Genomic DNA, 15,774 nt, shown 5'->3' on the forward strand with positions numbered 1-15,774 from the left:
CGGAGGGACGGGGGTCGGAGGGACGGGGTCGGAGGGACGGGGACTTGTCAGTCGGCCTGGACCGCGGGGCGGGTCGAGGGCTCGGGGGAGACCCGGGCCAGCACCCAGTACAGCACCGCCGCGACCACGAAGGAGGCCGGGAGGCTCAGGTCGACGCCTCCGGTCGCATTGGCCAACGGCCCTACGTACAGGGGGTTGTTGACCCAGAGGACACCGACCACCGAGCCCGCCACGAAGGCGGTCACGGCGCGCGGGTTGAAGCCCGCGTTGTACCAGTAGCGGCCACCGCCGCCGGTGGCGAAGGTGCCCAGGTCCTCCGCCGTGTAGCGGCCCCGGTGGAGGGAGTAGCCCACCATGAGGACGGCGGCCCACGGGGCTACGACGGTGAGGAGCAGCGTGACGAACGCGGACATCGCGTCCATGGCTCCGTAGACGACGGCGCCGAGGTACAGCACCACCAGGGCCAGGGCGGCGACCGCGCCGGTGACCTTGGCGCGGGACGCGCGCCAGAACACCGAGTTGGCGGAGAGGCCGGCCGCGTAGAGGCACAGTGCGGCCTGCGGAAGCGTTCCCGCGAACCCGAACAGGGCCACCACCAGGGCGAAGGGCCCGGGTACCACGTCGGTGAGCCCCTGGAGCCAGGGCACGTCGGGCGAAGGCAGCAGCGTGGTGACGTACGCCCCGACGAGGAGCGCGAAGAGGCTGCTGAAGAACATCGCGACGCCGCTGCTGCGGACCGCGCGCCCCGGCTCGGTGGCCGAGGGCATGTAGCGGGTGTAGTCGCCCTGGAAGGGGGCGTAGGACAGCGGGACCGTGGCCGCGGCGGTGGCCGCGAGCAGCCAGGTGTGCAGCTCGGTTCCCAGGGCGAACTCCCCGCCCGCGTACCCGGGGTCGAAGTCGGGTGCGAGGGCCAGGGCGACGGCGACGAGGACGATGCCGCCGACGACCGCGGTGATGCGGTAGGTGCTGACCAGTGCGGCGTGGCCGCGTACGGCCACCAGGATCACCAGCACCGCGGTCAGCAGCATCGACACCGTGAGGGCGCCGGATCCGGTCGGGGTGGAGAACATCCTGTTCCCCGCGACCATGACGGCGGTCCCGCCGGTCCACACGGCTATCGCGAAGAAGCCGAGGGCGACGACGACGGTGAGGACGTTGCCGATGACCCTGCCCCGTACGCCGAAGTGGGCGCCGCTGGAGAGCGGGTCGTTGGTGCCGGTGCGGAGCCCGAACCGGGCCAGTGGGGCGAGGAGCCCGGTGCCCACGGCGACACCGGCCAGGATCGCCGTCACGGATGACCACCAGCCGAGGCCGAAGATCACGGGCAGTGCGCCGAGGACGACGGTGCCGAAGGAGAACTGGGCCGAGGGCCAGATCCACCCGAAGTCACCGGGGGTGGAGGTGCGCTGGGCCTCGGGCACCGGGGTGGTGCCGTCGTCGACGGAGGTGCCCGCGGGGGTCACCGCCGGGGTGCCGGCGGTGACGGGGGTGGTGACGGGGGTGGTGACGGGGGCGGTGACAGTGGTCGTCACCGCGTCCGTCTCCGTTGCCGCTGCGGGGGCTCCCGATGGAGCCCCCGCCGGGGGCGGCGCCGTGCCGGGCGCCGCCCCGGTCGGGGTCACTGTCATGTCGTCCCCTCGGGTGGTGTGGTGGGTGGCGGGCCCGCGAGGGCGGACAGGTCGGACGATTTGACGCCGTCCTCGGGGAGCACGGCGTAGATCCGCAGGGGGTCGCAGGCCGGGCCGGCGACGCGTTCACCGCTGTCGAGGTCGAACGTCGCGTAGTGCAGGGGGCACTTGATGCGCAGGCTCTCGTCGTCGACGTAGCCGAACTTCAGCTTTCCCTGACGGTGCGGGCACATGGCGGCCGCCAGGACCCGGCGACTGGCGACGTCGACCAGTACGAGGTCCTCGGTGACCTGGTGCACGGCCGGGGCGCGGCGCTCGCCGCCGTCGGCGTGGTCACGGCTCATGGTTGACCTCCCGTGCGAGAGCTATGGCGGCTGAGTTGGCAGCGGCGACGATGTCGCTGGTCAGCCGCACTCCGGCCCAGACCTTGGCCAGGTCGGGGTTCTCCAGGGTGCGGACCGCGGTCCGCATGTGGTTGCTGTGGTAGGTGTCGATGTACAGGTGCTCGGAGTAGTACGAGCCGTTGGAGATGCCCAGCCGCTTGGCCGCCGCCTCGAAGGGCTTGAAGCCGAAGAGCACGCTGGTCTCGAAGTAGGTGTAGGAGCCCAGGAAGTACTCGGGTTCGGGGGCGCGGTTGGCGACCCAGTGGAACATGTTCACGTAGCCGTAGTTGGCCGCGGTCGTCAGGTCGCGGTAGTCCGCCACGTCGATGGACATGCCCAGCTCGGTCAGCAGGTCGCGGTAGAGCTGGGAGTGGGCCTTGTCGTCGTTGCCGCAGCCGAGCTCGTCGATGAGGACCCGGAAGGCGGCCATGCCCGAGCGGTAGGAGAGCCGGGGCACGGCGTGCAGCAGGGCCTCGGACTCGGTCAGGCCGTCGAGGGCGAACTGCTCGACGACGGTCTTGAACTGGTCGAGCGTGGCTTCCTCGGCGAGGAACTTCCCGTCGGGGTCGTCCTCGGACGCGACCTCCTCCTCCGCGATGAAGTCCTTCATGGTGCGCAGCAGGTGGCCGGGGTTGTCGAAGTGCGGGGCGCTCTCCACGTACGAGGCGGCGAGCGGGTTGATCCACCGCTCCTCGATCTCGATCATCTTGGCGTAGCCCGCCAGGTCGGTCACCTGGCCGTACAGGTCGTGGAGTTCGCGCTGGTCCGTCAGGTCCAGGTGGTCGGTGTAGGTGATGGGGGAGACGGCGAAGGTGGGGGAGGTCACGGCGCGTCCCCCAATATCGTGTCGGAGGTGATGACCCCGCGCAGGTGCAGTTCCTTCTTGACCCAGCGGTACCAGTCGTCGAGGAAGACTCCGTAGCGCTCGCAGACCGCGTTGATCTCGGCCTGGCGCTCGGGGGTGGGGTCGGCGAGCATCGCGTTGCTCAGGGCCGGTTCGAGGTTGGCCAGGGGTCCGATGAATCCGTCCACGCCCTTGGCGTCGACGAGCAGGTTCTCCCAGCCCTCGAAGACGGGGATGCCGGTCTCGGCCTCGGCCATCTTGCGGGTGAAGGCGGGGTCGCCGCTGGACTCCTTGATGCCGACGATGCCGGGGATCTCACAGATGCGCAGCAGCGTCTCGAACTCGATGCGGTTTCCGGACAGGGCCTCCTCGTTGTAGAGGAAGATCGGGGTGGACACGGCGGCGCGCAGGGCGCGGTAGTGGTCGAGGATGTCGTCCTGGGTGACGGTCTTGCCGAACGGGGTGGTGACCACGACGGCGTCGACGCCGATGTCGGCCGCCGTGCGGGCCCGTTCGATGACGGACGCGGTGTCGGGGAGCTGGATGCCGGCCAGGACGGGCAGGCCCGTCGAGTGCTGGACGGTGTGCGCGACGACGTCGTGCCACTGCTGTGCGTCGAGCTTCCAGCCTTCGCCCGAGGTGAGCGCCGGCATCAGTCCTGAGACGTCGTCACGGATGGATTCGACGAGCTGAGCGACGCTCTTCTCGGAGACCGTGCGGTCCTCTTCGAAGGGGGTGATCAGCGGGACGATCGTACCGGAGTACATGATCAGTGCTCCTAGAGTTCGTCCGGTGCCACGGAGAGCACCAGGGATTCGTGGTAGAGGCGTTCCAGCTCTTCGGGGAAGGAGGCTTCGCCGTCCGGCGCCGTCAGCGGGACGACCGGCAGGTCCGTGCGGTCCTTCAGCCGGGGGCTCGCGGTGTGCAGGGTGCCTCCGTGGTTGAGCGTCTGGGCCAGCAGCAGCCGCTCGTAGGCGGGCAGGCCGATCAGCTCGGGGGCGGTGAAGGCGCGGTCCACGTCGGCCTGGGTGTAGCCGAAGCGGACGATGTCCATGTCGGTGTGGAGCACGTCCATGAACGGGTAGTACGCGTCCTGGATCTCCCGGCTGAAGCCCCAGACGTAGTCGTCGCAGCGGCCGACCTGCTCCCAGCTGAGGACGACGGAGGTGTTGCCGAGCCGCTCGGCGAAGAACGCCTTGGCGGCCTTGCGGATCTCCTCGTTCTCGCTGTGCATGCCCATGAACATCGTGAAGTCGATGAACGTGCTGTACTTCGGGGCTTCGGCGGTCGCTTCGTCGGTCGTCACGGTCTCGGTCGTCACGGTCTCGGTCGTAGCGGCGTCGGTCGTCACGGTGTCGGGAACCTCCGTCTCGGCGGTCACGGTCTGGGTCGTCTCGTTCGTCCGGTCAGTCGACATACCGCTCGACCACCTTGCGCATCCGCTCCATGGCGCCGGCGAAGATCTCGGGCTCGCGGGCCAGGGCCAGGCGGATGTAGCGCTCGCCCTGGTCCTTGTTCTTCCAGTAGAAGAAGGTGCCGGAGAGGACGTAGACCTCTTCCTCGAAGAGGTCGGCCTGGAGCTGCGTGGAGGTCAGCGCCTCGTTCTTGATCTTGAACCAGGCGACGCTGGTGCCGACGACGGGCTCCTGGTACTCCAGGATCGTGCCCGCGAGGGCGACCTTGGCGGCTTCGGCGTTGGTGGTGAAGATGTCGCGGACCGAGGCCATGCCGTCGTTGATGGAGTCCTCGATGTAGTGGCTGACCATGTTGAGGACGAACGGCGACACGTTGAGCAGGACGCTGGTGTGGAGGTCGTACACCTCCTTGTAGATGTCCTGGCTCGGGGTGATCATCGCGGCCTTGGCGTCCTGGATCGGCCAGGTCTTGCCGGTGTCCTCCATCACCATGTAGGTGACGCCGGACTCCTCCAGGAGCTTGTAGATGTCGACGCGGCCGACGCCCTCGTCGCACAGGGCGAAGGAGGCGAAGCAGAAGTCCATGACGAGGACCTTGTTGTGGTCCACGCAGTACCTGATGACCTCGCGGAAGCCCTCCAGGCGCTGGGCGAGCAGGGTGAAGCCGGTCGGGTTGTTCGGGTCGACGAGGTAGATCGCGTCGGCGTCGACGTGCTCGACGAGCGCGTCGTAGATCTCCTCGGTCTTGTGCAGGGTGTGCTCCGGGAAGGGCGAGATCGGCACCTGCATGTTGCGGAGCAGGTCGACCAGGTTGTCGAAGCAGGGCTCGATCAGCGCTACGGAGAGGTCGCGCTGCTTGAGGTACATGCCGGCGACCATCGTCGCGACGCTCGCGGAGTACGAGAGGAGGGTGCGGTCGATCTCCAGCGCCGTGGGCTGCTGGTGGAGGCGGAAGAACGCGTCGATGAACTGGGCCTCGAAGTGCGCCTGCTGCTTGCTCTCGGACTCGTACCAGAGGTCCGGGAGGCTGGCGACGATCTTGCGCTGCGTCGCCGACTGACGCTGGTGGGTGTGCGCGTCCGCCAGGTTGAAGCGGGTCTTCAGGGCCTCGATCTCGTGCTGGGTGAGGTCGACGAAAGTGCTGACATCGGCCTTCTGCATGACAGTGCTCCCTTTTTGAATTCCGTTGATTCGGATATTCCGCTTGGAATTTCGAGGTGCGGCCGGCTTGCGGTTCTCGTTTTTCTCTTCGTTCTTCCGGTCCGACACCAATTACTTTACTGAGACTTTCGGGAGCCCTGATTACGGAAGAGTTGCGCAACCAATTATCACCATTATGTTTCCCGCGGTTCCAAGGCAAACGAAAACAGGCATTCCGCATCAGCGGAATGCCTGTTTTCGTGGAGGTGCCGTACGGGTGAAGGTCAGGCCGCGGCGCTCTCCAGCAGCTGCTCGTACACCTTGGGGTCGTCGGACTTGATGACGGGCCAGCCGATGCCGTACGCGCCCTCCCAGCCCACGTCGATGCCCGGGTTGGCGTGGCTGGTGCCGTCGGGCAGGAAGATGTGCGGGCTGCACACGATCGCGTCCGTACGGGCGAGCGCGGTCTGCTCGGACAGGGCCTTGCGCGCACGGCCGTCGTTCAGCGCCTCGTCGAGCGCGTCGACGTCGACGGCGCCGGTCTCCTTGGCGACGTCGAGGATCACCTTGCGGTGGGTGATGGTGCGGGACTCGGCCCAGAAGGCGCGGCGCAGCCCGAGGTCGAGCTGTTCGGACGCCTTCAGGCTCTGCTCCTTGGCGGCGAGCACGGCCTCCAGGGCGGGCAGGGTCGTGGACGGGTAGAGCCAGTCCTTGGCCTGCCACAGCTGCCAGCCGGCGGCCGGCTCCAGGCTGGCCATCCGGGCCACCTCGCTGTCGGTGCCGGGGCGCGGGCTGGGCGCGTCGTTGAGCATCTCCAGCGGGAAGGCCCGCAGGTCGAAGCTGACTTTGTCCTCAAGACCGAGCCGGGTGCGGGTGGCGTGCAGGCGGTGGATCGCGATGTGGGCGAAGGAACACCAGATGTCGGAGTAGACGACGACTGTGCCGGGCTCGGGAGTCAGGGACGTTTCGGGCACGAGGGCTCCTCGGTTGTTCGGTCTGCTCTGCGTCGTTGTGCGGTGCTGCGGTGGTGCAGTGCTGCGGTGGTTCTGTGCTGCCGTGGTGCTGTGCTGCCGTGGTGCTGTGTCCTGTCCGGGTACGGGCCGGCCGGTCGCCGGGTACCGGGGATCCGGCCGGCCCGTTCACGCCGCTTCGCCGGTGCCGGCGGCCGCGTCGGCCGACGCCTCGTGGGCGTCGAGCGCGGCCTCCAGGTCGAGGTCGGCGCCGGGCAGCCAGGCCGGCAGCTCGGGTATTCGGGCCATGGCCCTGAACAGCGAGTCGACCCGCTCGCCCTCGACCGTCGGTCCGTGCCCGCTGAGCAGCCGGGCCGGGCGCAGCTTCGCGAGCGTGCGCACGGACTTCTGGAACTTGTGCACGTCCACCAGCGCGGTCCACGGCGCTATGGCCCTGTTCAGCACGTCGAATCCCGCGAAGAATTCCTCCTCCGGAATGTCGGAGATATCCTGCGCGTAATTCTGGAGTACGGTCCCGAAGCTGTCAGAGCTGAACAGCGTGCCGTCCGCGTGGTCGAATACGGCGAGGGTTCCGGGCGAGTCGAAGGTGGGCGGCCGGTAGAAGCTCAATTCCCGGTCGGCGATCTTGAACCGGTTTCCGGGATTCGCCGTGACCACCCTTTCCTTGGGGATGGCGAATTCTTCGGTGAGCCGGGTGAGCGATATTCCGTTGGTGATGAGCTTGGCCTGCGGGGCGGCGTCGAGCAGGGCCGCCACCGCTCCCGTGTGGTCCCGGTCGTCGTGCGTGACGGCGATCCAGCGCAGCTCGCTCGGGTCGATGAGCGACCACAGGGCCTCGATGAAGCCCTCGCGGTCGACCGGCATGCCGGTGTCGACGAGCAGCGGCTCGGCGCCGCGCAGCAGGAAGCCGTTGACGGGCTGGTCCCCGAGGTCCGGTATGGGAAGGATCGAGGGCAGGACGCTGATGTCCGGGCCCGCGGTGTAGATCTCGCGCATGGGGCGTTCTCCGGTGGTCGGTTCAGACGAGCTGGATGGTGAGCGAGCCCGCGATGAGCAGGGCGAGGCCCGCCAGGCGCGGGGCGGTCAGCGTGCGCTGGGGCAGCCGGAACAGACCGCGGTGGTCGATCAGCGCCGAGGTGAGCTGCTGGCCGGTGACGGTCAGGGCGATGGTGACGGCGGCGCCGATCTCCGGGATGAGCAGGAAGGTGCCGGTGACGTAGGCCGCGGCGCAGGCGCCACCGAGCCAGCCCCACCAGGGCATCTTGGTGAGCGTGTCGACCTTGGGCTTGGGGGTGCGGCGGGTGGCGTAGAGCACCAGGAGCACCACGGCGATGGTGAAGGTCGCGACGACGAAGCTGATGACGGCGACGGCGATCGGCGAGTCGAGCGAGGCCTTCAGCTTGGCGTTGACCGCGCCCTGGATCGGCAGGACGCCACCGGCGACGATGCCGAGCGCGAGCCAGCCGAGGCGGGCGACGCCGGAGACCTTGGCACCGGCGCCCGCGGGTGCCTTCTGGCCCCTGATGATCACGACGATGCCCGCGACGACGGCGGCGGCGCCGATGACGATGCCGGCGTTGAGGCTCTTCTGCTCCAGGCCGAACAGGCCGAAGAGGTCGAGGGCGAGCGAGGCGAACATCTGGCCGGTGACGAAGAGTCCGACGGAGGCGAGTGCGCCGAGCCTGGGGAACAACAGGATGCCGCTGGTGATGTAGAGCGGGCTGGCGAGCCCGCCGAGCAGTTGCCAGCCCTCTACGTCGGGCAGCTTGCCGAGGGCGCCGAGCGCCCCGGCGCCGACGGCGATGACGGCCAGCAGGCCGGTGGCGACGCCCAGTTGAATCGTCGAGGCGCCGTAGGGGGTGCCGACTGCCGAGTTCAGCTGGAGGTTGACCGACGCCTGGACGGCCAACAGGCAGCCGGCCAGGAGGGCGACGGCGAGTAGCGCGGTGTGCATGCGATTCTCCTCGAACGGGTAACTGGACACCGTGTCCGGTTAATCTAAGCACGGAACGGACAAGCGGACAAGGTGTCCATTTCTTGATGGGGAAAGTAGGGTCGGACCATGAGCAACTCCGATGAGCGCCACGGACCGGGAGTGACGGACCCCTCGGTGCGGACGGGGGCCCAGGGGCCGGGGACGCTGTGGCCCGGCGCGCTGCCCGGCCACGTGCCGGACCATCCGCCGGAGGCTCCCCGCCAGCGGGCGGACGCGGCCCGCAACCGCCGGCAGATCCTGGAGGCGGCACGGCGCCTCTTCGGCGAAGGGGACCCGCGGTCGGTCACCATGGACCAGATCGCGAAGGCGGCCGGGGTCGGGCGGGCCACGCTCTACCGGCGCTTCCCCGACCCCCCTGCCATCGCGGTGGCCCTGCTCGACGAGCACGAACGGCGGCTGCAGGGGCAGTTGATCTACGGTCCACCGCCGCTGGGGCCCGGCGCACCGGCCCCCGAGCGGCTGGCGGCCTTCTACCTCGCGGCCACCGATCTGCTGGAGCAGCACCTTCCGCTGGCGCTCGGCGCGGAGACGGGGTCCGCCCGCTTCGCCACCGGGGCGTACGGCTTCTGGCGCGTGCACGTCCTCGCCCTGCTCAAGGACGCGGACGTGGCCGATCCCGACGCGGTCGTCGACCTGCTGCTCGCCCCGGTCGCGCCGGATCTCTACCAGTTCCAGCGGCACGTCCGCGGACTCTCCCGCGAGCGCATCGCCCTGAGCCTGAGCTGGAGCGCCCGGCAACTGCTGGGCGGGGCAGGCGCGTTGTGAGCGCCTGAGGCCGAACCTGCGGCAGGCGCCGAGCAGACCGCCGCGCAGCCCGCCCCGCAGGGCGCCGCGCAGTCCTGCCCGCAACGCGCCCCGCGGGCCACCGCGTAATCCGTCGTGCGACGAGGAGCCCATCACACCTCCAGCGCGGGCAGGAGCAGGTCCCAGATCCGCTCCAGCCGCTCTTCGGCCGAACCGTCGAGCGCGCCCGTCTCGCCGAGCCACGGCTCGTCGGCCGGGGCGGCGGGACGGCGGATCGCCAGCTCGACGCCGGTGACGATGTAGCTGACGAGCGCGGCGACGGCGGCGGCGTCCGTGCCGGGGCGCAGCGCGCCCTCGGCGGCGGCGTACCTGATCAGCCGGGTCACCTCGCGCCGCCAGGGGCACTCCTGGTCCGTGCCCGTACCGGCGGGGCCGAGGTCGCGCGCGAGTCGTTCGCCGACCCTGGCCACCTCGTCCGTCTCGAAGAGGCGGACCAGCGCACGGGTGGCGGCGACCAGCTTGCGCACCGCCGTGCCGTCGCCGCCCGCGGTCTCGACCGCCTTCTGGGTCACGGCCCGCGCGTGCTGCCTGACCGCGTCCGCGAGGTCCGCCTTGGTGCGGAAGTGGAACATCAGCGCGCCGGTGGTCACTCCGGCCTCGGCGCCGATCCTGGCCAGCGACGCGCCCTCGTAGCCGTACGCGTCGAAGACCCGTGCCGCGGCCGCCAGGATGCCCTGGCGCGTCCGCTCCGCCCGCTGCTGTACCGCCATGCCGCTTCCCCCGTCCAGAACGGTTTCCAGAAAGCTTTCCTGAAAGGAAGAGTAGCAGAGGTATCTCATCGCGAAAGGTTTTTTTAAAAGCTTTCGTGGTCGAGAGCGCACTCGGGCGGGCATGCTGGGGTCATGACCTCCAAGAGCCCCCCTCCCGGGCCGGCCGGCGCGGCCCAGCGTCTGGTGCGGCAGACCGCACAGCTCGGCGCCGTCCTCGACGAAGCGGCGGACAAGGCCGCGGCCCAGGCCGGGCTGACGCGCGCGGACGTCGACGTCGTCCAGGCGCTGCACCGGGCGCGCGGCGGCCGCCTGACGCCCAGTGAGGTGGCCGCCGCCTGCGGCCTCTCCTCCGGCGGCACCAGCAACATCGTGCGCCGCCTCGCGACCTCCGGATACCTCACCCGGGAGGCCAACGAGAGCGACGGACGCAGCAGCTGGGTGCAGCTGACGGAGGAGGGCGCGGCGCTGGCCGGGTCGATCGGGGCGTCCGTGGACGACGGCCACGCGCGGCTGCTCCGGCGGCTGCCCGACGGACTGGCCGACGAACTGCTCGACGCGCTGGAGCGCACCCTGGAGCACCTCGGGCGCTGAGGCCGCCGAAGGCGTCGCGGGCACCGAAGGCGGCACGGGCGCTGAGGGCGGCACGGGCGCCGGGTGTGTCGACGGTGCCGGGGGCTCTGAAGCGGGGTCCTGGCGCCCCGCGGGCCCGTTCACGCCGCGACGAGCCGTGCGATCTGGTCCTTGCTGGGGACTCCCTCGATCCGTCTGGAGCCGACCACCAGCGTGGGGATGACCTTCACGGCGCCCTCCGCCCGCCGCAGCGCCTGCCGGTGGCGCTCCGCCAGGTCCTCGGAGACGGCCGCCGTGCTGAACTCCTCGGGGTCGAGTCCGGTCGCGCGCGCCACGCCCGCCAGCGTCGCCATGTCCGCGATGTCGCGCCGCTCGACGAAGTACGCCGCGAAGACCCGGTCGCTGTAGTGGTCGGCGAGGTCCCTGTCCAGGGCGTACTGGAGTCCCTGGAAGGCGAGCCTGGTGGGCGGGATCGGCACCGGCGGGGGCCCGGTGAGCACCACGCCGATGCGCTCAGCGAGCGGCATCACCGCGTTCTCCCAGACCTTGTCGGGAAAGACCGGCCAGACCGAGCCGCCGGGCCGCAGCTCGAAGGGATGCCACGTCATCCTGGTGCCCGTGCCCCTGATCGCGTCCGCCACCACGCGCCGCGTGAGCAGGCTGAGCGGGCAGGTGTAGTCGAACCAGAAGTCGATCGTCCCGGTCATCGAAGAGTTCCCTTCCTCTTACGCCGCGTGCCGTGCCCGGCCTACGACGCCTGTGCTGCTGCGAACGGGGCGTCCTGCCCCGGGTGGTAGTGGTGCGCGCGGCCCTCGGGACACAGCCCGCCCGCCTCGCCCGGCGGCGCCAGGACCGGCAGCAGGACGTCCCAGATGCGGGCCAGCCGGGGCCGCAACGGGCCCGAGGCGAAGGGGGGTTGCCCCGGGCGCGGCACCTCGTCCCTGGGCAGGGACATCTCAAGCCCCACCAGGACGTGGGCCACCACGTCGAGCACCGTCGCCGCGTCCGCCCGCTCGTGCAGCGCGCCGTCCCGCTCGGCCTCCTTCAGGAGCGCCGTCGTGCGCTCCAGCCACGCGGAGTACCAGGTGTCCTCGGGCAGCCGGCCCGTCTCGGGCGCGCCCTCCCGCCACAGCCGCGCGCCCGCGCGCACCACCGGGTCGTGCTCCAGCAGCGCGACCACCGCGTGCGAGACGTCGATCAGCTCCTGCACCGGGTGCGTCGACGGCTGCGCGACCGCCCTGACCGCCTCGCCGGTCAGCAGGTGGGCCCGCTGGTGGACCGTTTCGGCCAGGCTCTCCTTGGACGGGAAGTGGAAGAACAGGCCGCCCTTCGTGACCTCGGCCGACACGGCGATCCGGGTCAGCGACGCCCGGTCGTAGCCCTCGGTGTCGAAGGCCCGTGCGGCGGCCAGGATCAGCGCCTGCCGGGTCCGCCGCGCCCTCTGCTGCTTCACCATGCGCCCTCCAGCTCTGGTAGTTGTCACTTCTGACACGCGCCGCTCCCGTGGCACGCGTGCCTTCGCGGCCCGTACGGCTCCCGGAGCCCGTACCGCTGCCGATGCCGCTGCCTGATCCCGCACCGCTCCCGGAGCCCGGTGCGGCTCATCCGGCCGCCCTGCCGAGGACCGCGCCGTGCGCCGCGCCCGCCTGCTCGAAGCGGCTGCGCAGCTGCGACCTGCGCAGCTTGCCCACGCCCGTCTTCGGCACGTCGCCCCGGTCGACGGCCACCACGTGCCGCACGTCGACGCCGAGGCGGTCGCGCACCCGGGCGCGCACCGCCGCCAGGGCCGCCGCGTCGGCCTCGCCCGTACGCGGGTGGAAGAAGACGGCCAGTTCCTCGCGGCCCGCGGGTCCCGTCACCGCGCTCGCGACGGTGTAGCTGGGCTCGACGAACGCCAGCTCCTCGACCACCGCCTCGATCTCGTGGCCGTGGTACGTCGCCCCGCCCAGGCACACCTCGTCCTCCGCCCTGCCGGTCACGGCGAGCACGCCGTCCCTGACGTGGGCGAGGTCGCCGGTGCGCAGCCAGCCGTCGGGCGTCAGGCAGGATCCGTCGAGCGCTCCGGCCGCGTAGTGGCCCCTGGTCACGGCGGGCCCCGACACCTGGAGGTGGCCCGTGGTGCCGGCCCGGACGACCCGGCCCGCGTCGTCGACGATCCGCACCGCGGTGCCCGGCTGCGGCCTGCCGACCGGGACGTACCGCTCGTCGCCCGCGCAGTCGGCGGCGAAGTCGCAGTCGACGACGCCCGACGAGGTCTCGGACATGCCCCAGCCGGGGCGCATCGCGTCGCCCGGCAGCCCGTAGGGCGCGAGCAGGCCGAGGAAGGTGCGGACGACCGACGCGCGGACCGCCTCGCCGCCGTTCATGATGTAGCGCAGGCAGCTCAGGTCCCAGTCCTTGCCGCGCAGTCCCTCGGCGCGGTCGTTGACCAGGGCGAACGCGAAGTTGGGCGCCCAGGTGGTGTTCGCCCGGTGCCGGTCGACGGCGGCGGGCCAGCGCAGCGGGTCGCGCATGATCCAGTCGGTGCGGGCGTGCACCTGGTGGCAGCCCAGGATCACGTCGCGCAGGTGGAACATCACCAGGCCGCCGACGTGTTCGAGCGGCATCCAGTTGAAGCTGCGGTTCGCCCGGCCCAGCCCGTTGGCCGCGATGGTGGCGGCGCTGCGGCTGAGGACGTTGCGGTGGCTGAGCGCGACCGCGCGCGGCGCCCCGGTGGAGCCCGAGGTGAGCAGCAGGACGGCCAGGTCGTCGGGGCGGGCCCGGTGGTGGGTGTTGTCCGGGGAGTGCCGCAGCAGGACGGCGACCTCGCCCAGGTGGGCCTCGGGCCAGCGCAGGTCGGCGGTGGTGTCGGGGGCGAGGCGGCCGCCCGCGCAGGTGATCACGCGGGGCCTGCCGTGGCCGGTCCAGACGCGGTGCAGCAGCACGGGGGCGTCCAGCTCGTGGTCGGCCGCGCCGTGCGCGGGCACGGGCAGCGGGACGAAGCCGCCGAGCAGGCAGCCCCAGAACGCGGCGAGCAGCTGCGGGGCGCGGTCGATCTGGAGCAGTACGGTCTCGCCGGGCGCGGTGCCCGCGGCGCGCAGCGCGGCCAGGATCCGGGAGGCGTCGCGCAGCAGTTCGGCGTAGCTCAGCGAGGTCTCGGTGCCGTCGGAGGCCACGAAGCACAGGCCCTGGGTGCCGGGGGCGCCCGCGGCGCGGACCAGGGCCTGTCCCAGGTCGGAGAGTTCGAGCTCGGGCGCGGGCCCGCCGTCGAGCAGCGAGAGGGCGCGGGCGCTGACGAGGTGGGTCAGCGTGCGGGGGTTCATCGGGCGGACACCTCCGTCGCGACGACGACCAGGGGGCCCTGGCCGTGCAGGGGGGCGGGCTCCTTGTGGAAGCCGCCGTACTCGGCCACGGCGGCCAGACCCGCCCCGGCGAGCAGCCCGGCGACCTCGCGCCGGGTCAGTACCGCCTCTTCGACGACGTTCTCGTAGAGCGCCAGTTGGCCCTGTTCATCCCTTATGAGCAGGGTCTCCTCGCCGCGCCAGCAGGCCTCGGTCGCGGCGGCGGCGCGGCGGGCGAGGCGGGTGACGAGGACGCCGCCCGCGCGGTGGTGGTCGATCGTCTGGGACCCGCCGAAGGCGTCGGTGCCGCCGAGCGAGCCCGCGGCGCCGCCGCCGACGCCACCGCCGTAGACGCCGATCCCGCCGAAGCCGCCGCCCACCGGGCCGAACTCCAGGAGCACGTGCCCGCCGGGCTTCAGCAGCGCGCGCATCCGGCGCAGGACGGCGGGCAGCTCGGCCCTCGGCAGCTGGTTCAGGGTCAGGAACAGGCTGTAGACCAGGTCGAAGCGCTCGTCGGTGGTGAAGGTCTCGGCCCGCGCGCGGACGAACCGCAGTCCCTCGACGGGCACCGCGTTGGCGTGCTCGGTGAACGCGGCGCTCTGGTCGACGCCGACGCCCCGGTAGCCGAGTCCGGCCAGCTCCCGCAGGTTGCTGCCGGTGCCGCAGCCGAGGTCGAGCGCGCTGCCGCCGGGCGGCAGCCAGGAGGCCAGCAGCCTGGTCTCGGCGGCGAGGTCGCGGAAGTCCTTGCGCATGATCTCGTAGTACGCGCCGGGGAACTCGAAGCTCGTCACCGCTGGGCCCCCGTCCGGGCGGACGTGCGCGCCCTGCGGTAGTCCCGGGGCGTCATGCCGTAGCGGCCCCGGAAGACCCGGCTGAAGTGGGCGGCGCCGTAGAGCCCGGCGCGTTCGCCGACCACCGCGACCGGCAGGTGGTCGCAGCGCGGGTCGGCCAGTTCGGCGCGGCACTGGTCGAGGCGGGCGTCCCTTATCCAGCGCGCCGGGCTGGTGCCGTGCTCCTGGAACATCTTCTGGAGGTAGCGCAGCGAGACCTTGTGGTGGTCGGCGACGAGGGCGGGGCACAGGCCGGGGTCGGCCAGCCGCTCCCGGATGAAGGACTGGATGCGCAGCATGAGCACCGAGGGGCGCAGCTCGCCGTCTTCCGGGGCCAGTTGCATGCGTTCGGCCAGCAGCGCCGCGGTGAGTCCCGCGACGCCGGAGCCGAGCAGGTCGAGCGCGATGAGGTCCCGGGTGCCGTGTCCGTCGAGTCCGGCGAGCAGCCCGGCGGCGAGCGCGGCGATGCCTTCGGTGCCGGACCAGGGCCGTACGGTCAGCGACTCGCTGTGGCGCGGGCTGATGCCCACCCTGCGGTGCGGCACGAGCAGTTCGACGAGGGTCAGCGCCTCGGGCATGACGACGCGGTACGGGCGGGTGGTGTCGCAGAACGCGAACTGCGGGGCGCGCAGGACCGCGCTGCGGCCGTCCTGGAGCACCCAGAGCTCTCCGGAGAGCGGCCGCAGGAGGCGTACGAACCCCTCGTCGGCGACGTCGGCGGGACAGGCGGGGCTGATGGTCTCGCAGGGGCCCGAGGTCACCGTGCGCAGCCGGACGTCGCCGAGCAGGTGGCGGGCGGCCGTGCCGCGCAGCTCCTCGTCGGGCGTGCGCAGCACCTGGACGCTGCCGGACGTGGTGGCGGCGGGGGCGGAAGCGTGCGGCGTGCGGTGGTACGGGGTGGTGCGCGTCTTGATGCGCGGCATTTCTCACCCTCCGTGGCCGGGAGAACCTGTCCCAGCGAGTGCAACATACCTGCTTGCCGGTATTCAATTGGCCATCGGAAGCTTCGATGACCCGGCTCGCGGGGGCCCTGCCAGGGCCGACGCGGGGGCGTGCGCGGGCCGGTCCGCGCACGGGGCGTGATCCGCACAGAAGCCGTGCGCGAACGGGCAACTCGGGGCGGTGGGTGGTTCCTAACGTCGTTTCAGTCCGAGGGCCCGTCG

17 protein-coding genes are annotated in these 15,774 nt (G+C 71.4%); 2 read left to right on the plus strand and 15 right to left on the minus strand.

The annotated features are described in order from the left end of the window. Positions 1-47: 47 nt before the first annotated feature. From ACIBNE_RS34510 to ACIBNE_RS34550, 9 genes are all read right to left on the minus strand, one after another. Positions 48-1,532, minus strand: a complete 1,485-nt coding sequence (locus ACIBNE_RS34510; RefSeq protein ID WP_399278748.1) for a purine-cytosine permease family protein — start codon at positions 1,530-1,532, stop codon at positions 48-50. 92 nt (positions 1,533-1,624) lie between these two features. Beyond that, on the minus strand, positions 1,625-1,972 hold the full coding sequence (locus ACIBNE_RS34515; RefSeq protein ID WP_399278750.1) for a Rieske (2Fe-2S) protein: 348 nt from the start codon (positions 1,970-1,972) through the stop codon (positions 1,625-1,627). After that, positions 1,962-2,837, minus strand: coding sequence for an iron-containing redox enzyme family protein (locus ACIBNE_RS34520; RefSeq protein WP_399278752.1), 876 nt, complete (start codon positions 2,835-2,837; stop codon positions 1,962-1,964). Before ACIBNE_RS34520 ends, ACIBNE_RS34515 begins: the two co-directional genes overlap by 11 nt. Continuing rightward, positions 2,834-3,622: a dihydrodipicolinate synthase family protein gene (locus ACIBNE_RS34525; RefSeq protein WP_399278754.1), complete on the minus strand. Its 789-nt coding sequence runs from the start codon at positions 3,620-3,622 to the stop codon at positions 2,834-2,836. Before ACIBNE_RS34525 ends, ACIBNE_RS34520 begins: the two co-directional genes overlap by 4 nt. An 11-nt stretch (positions 3,623-3,633) precedes the next feature. Beyond that, on the minus strand, positions 3,634-4,272 hold the full coding sequence (locus ACIBNE_RS34530; RefSeq protein WP_399278756.1) for a DUF6190 family protein: 639 nt from the start codon (positions 4,270-4,272) through the stop codon (positions 3,634-3,636). Continuing rightward, entirely contained in the window at positions 4,262-5,431 is a 1,170-nt protein-coding gene (locus ACIBNE_RS34535; protein WP_399278758.1) for an aminotransferase class I/II-fold pyridoxal phosphate-dependent enzyme, read from the minus strand. The genes ACIBNE_RS34530 and ACIBNE_RS34535 overlap by 11 nt, the downstream gene beginning before the upstream one ends. A 263-nt stretch (positions 5,432-5,694) precedes the next feature. Next, positions 5,695-6,384, minus strand: a complete 690-nt coding sequence (locus ACIBNE_RS34540) for a DsbA family protein (RefSeq protein ID WP_399278760.1) — start codon at positions 6,382-6,384, stop codon at positions 5,695-5,697. 165 nt (positions 6,385-6,549) lie between these two features. Next, the gene (locus ACIBNE_RS34545; RefSeq protein ID WP_399278762.1) at positions 6,550-7,377 is read right to left on the minus strand and encodes an MBL fold metallo-hydrolase; all 828 of its coding nucleotides are present in this window, start codon (positions 7,375-7,377) and stop codon (positions 6,550-6,552) included. Between the two features lie 22 nt (positions 7,378-7,399). Next, positions 7,400-8,335 (minus strand): DMT family transporter, encoded by a 936-nt coding sequence (locus ACIBNE_RS34550; RefSeq protein ID WP_399278764.1) that lies wholly within the window; start codon positions 8,333-8,335, stop codon positions 7,400-7,402. A gap of 108 nt (positions 8,336-8,443) precedes the next feature. Here ACIBNE_RS34550 and ACIBNE_RS34555 point away from each other — a divergent pair, with 108 nt between their 5' ends. Beyond that, complete coding sequence (locus ACIBNE_RS34555; RefSeq protein ID WP_399278765.1) at positions 8,444-9,142, plus strand: TetR/AcrR family transcriptional regulator; 699 nt, start codon at positions 8,444-8,446, stop codon at positions 9,140-9,142. A 131-nt stretch (positions 9,143-9,273) separates the two neighbouring features. Here ACIBNE_RS34555 and ACIBNE_RS34560 read toward each other — a convergent pair whose 3' ends face one another. Further along, positions 9,274-9,891 carry a TetR family transcriptional regulator gene (locus ACIBNE_RS34560; protein ID WP_399278767.1) on the minus strand — a complete coding sequence of 206 codons (618 nt, stop codon included), beginning with the start codon at positions 9,889-9,891 and terminating at the stop codon, positions 9,274-9,276. A 132-nt stretch (positions 9,892-10,023) separates the two neighbouring features. Here ACIBNE_RS34560 and ACIBNE_RS34565 point away from each other — a divergent pair, with 132 nt between their 5' ends. Beyond that, on the plus strand, positions 10,024-10,482 hold the full coding sequence (locus tag ACIBNE_RS34565; protein ID WP_399278769.1) for a MarR family winged helix-turn-helix transcriptional regulator: 459 nt from the start codon (positions 10,024-10,026) through the stop codon (positions 10,480-10,482). Between the two features lie 119 nt (positions 10,483-10,601). Here ACIBNE_RS34565 and ACIBNE_RS34570 read toward each other — a convergent pair whose 3' ends face one another. From ACIBNE_RS34570 to ACIBNE_RS34590, 5 genes are all read right to left on the minus strand, one after another. Next, positions 10,602-11,168, minus strand: coding sequence for a DsbA family protein (locus tag ACIBNE_RS34570; RefSeq protein ID WP_399278771.1), 567 nt, complete (start codon positions 11,166-11,168; stop codon positions 10,602-10,604). A 41-nt stretch (positions 11,169-11,209) separates the two neighbouring features. Then, positions 11,210-11,917 carry a ScbR family autoregulator-binding transcription factor gene (locus tag ACIBNE_RS34575; protein ID WP_399278773.1) on the minus strand — a complete coding sequence of 236 codons (708 nt, stop codon included), beginning with the start codon at positions 11,915-11,917 and terminating at the stop codon, positions 11,210-11,212. A gap of 145 nt (positions 11,918-12,062) precedes the next feature. Next, a complete protein-coding gene (locus ACIBNE_RS34580) occupies positions 12,063-13,763 on the minus strand; it encodes an AMP-binding protein (RefSeq protein WP_399278774.1) in 1,701 nt (566 codons plus the stop codon). Next, a complete protein-coding gene (locus ACIBNE_RS34585; protein WP_399278776.1) occupies positions 13,760-14,572 on the minus strand; it encodes a class I SAM-dependent methyltransferase in 813 nt (270 codons plus the stop codon). Before ACIBNE_RS34585 ends, ACIBNE_RS34580 begins: the two co-directional genes overlap by 4 nt. Beyond that, positions 14,569-15,534, minus strand: coding sequence for an AraC family transcriptional regulator (locus ACIBNE_RS34590; RefSeq protein ID WP_399278778.1), 966 nt, complete (start codon positions 15,532-15,534; stop codon positions 14,569-14,571). The genes ACIBNE_RS34585 and ACIBNE_RS34590 overlap by 4 nt, the downstream gene beginning before the upstream one ends. Positions 15,535-15,774 lie beyond the last annotated feature (240 nt).

It is taken from the genome of Streptomyces sp. NPDC050504, assembly GCF_044458065.1.
GTDB lineage: Bacteria > Actinomycetota > Actinomycetes > Streptomycetales > Streptomycetaceae > Streptomyces.

Coding starts and splice junctions, on each gene's coding strand:
- ACIBNE_RS34515 (WP_399278750.1), bottom strand. CDS start 1,972: ATGAGCCGTGACCACGCCGACGGCGGCGAGCGCCGCGCCCCGGCCGTG.
- ACIBNE_RS34525 (WP_399278754.1), bottom strand. CDS start 3,622: ATGTACTCCGGTACGATCGTCCCGCTGATCACCCCCTTCGAAGAGGAC.
- ACIBNE_RS34530 (WP_399278756.1), bottom strand. CDS start 4,272: ATGTCGACTGACCGGACGAACGAGACGACCCAGACCGTGACCGCCGAG.
- ACIBNE_RS34535 (WP_399278758.1), bottom strand. CDS start 5,431: ATGCAGAAGGCCGATGTCAGCACTTTCGTCGACCTCACCCAGCACGAG.
- ACIBNE_RS34545 (WP_399278762.1), bottom strand. CDS start 7,377: ATGCGCGAGATCTACACCGCGGGCCCGGACATCAGCGTCCTGCCCTCG.
- ACIBNE_RS34550 (WP_399278764.1), bottom strand. CDS start 8,335: ATGCACACCGCGCTACTCGCCGTCGCCCTCCTGGCCGGCTGCCTGTTG.
- ACIBNE_RS34555 (WP_399278765.1), top strand. CDS start 8,444: ATGAGCAACTCCGATGAGCGCCACGGACCGGGAGTGACGGACCCCTCG.
- ACIBNE_RS34560 (WP_399278767.1), bottom strand. CDS start 9,891: ATGGCGGTACAGCAGCGGGCGGAGCGGACGCGCCAGGGCATCCTGGCG.
- ACIBNE_RS34565 (WP_399278769.1), top strand. CDS start 10,024: ATGACCTCCAAGAGCCCCCCTCCCGGGCCGGCCGGCGCGGCCCAGCGT.
- ACIBNE_RS34570 (WP_399278771.1), bottom strand. CDS start 11,168: ATGACCGGGACGATCGACTTCTGGTTCGACTACACCTGCCCGCTCAGC.
- ACIBNE_RS34575 (WP_399278773.1), bottom strand. CDS start 11,917: ATGGTGAAGCAGCAGAGGGCGCGGCGGACCCGGCAGGCGCTGATCCTG.
- ACIBNE_RS34580 (WP_399278774.1), bottom strand. CDS start 13,763: ATGAACCCCCGCACGCTGACCCACCTCGTCAGCGCCCGCGCCCTCTCG.
- ACIBNE_RS34590 (WP_399278778.1), bottom strand. CDS start 15,534: ATGCCGCGCATCAAGACGCGCACCACCCCGTACCACCGCACGCCGCAC.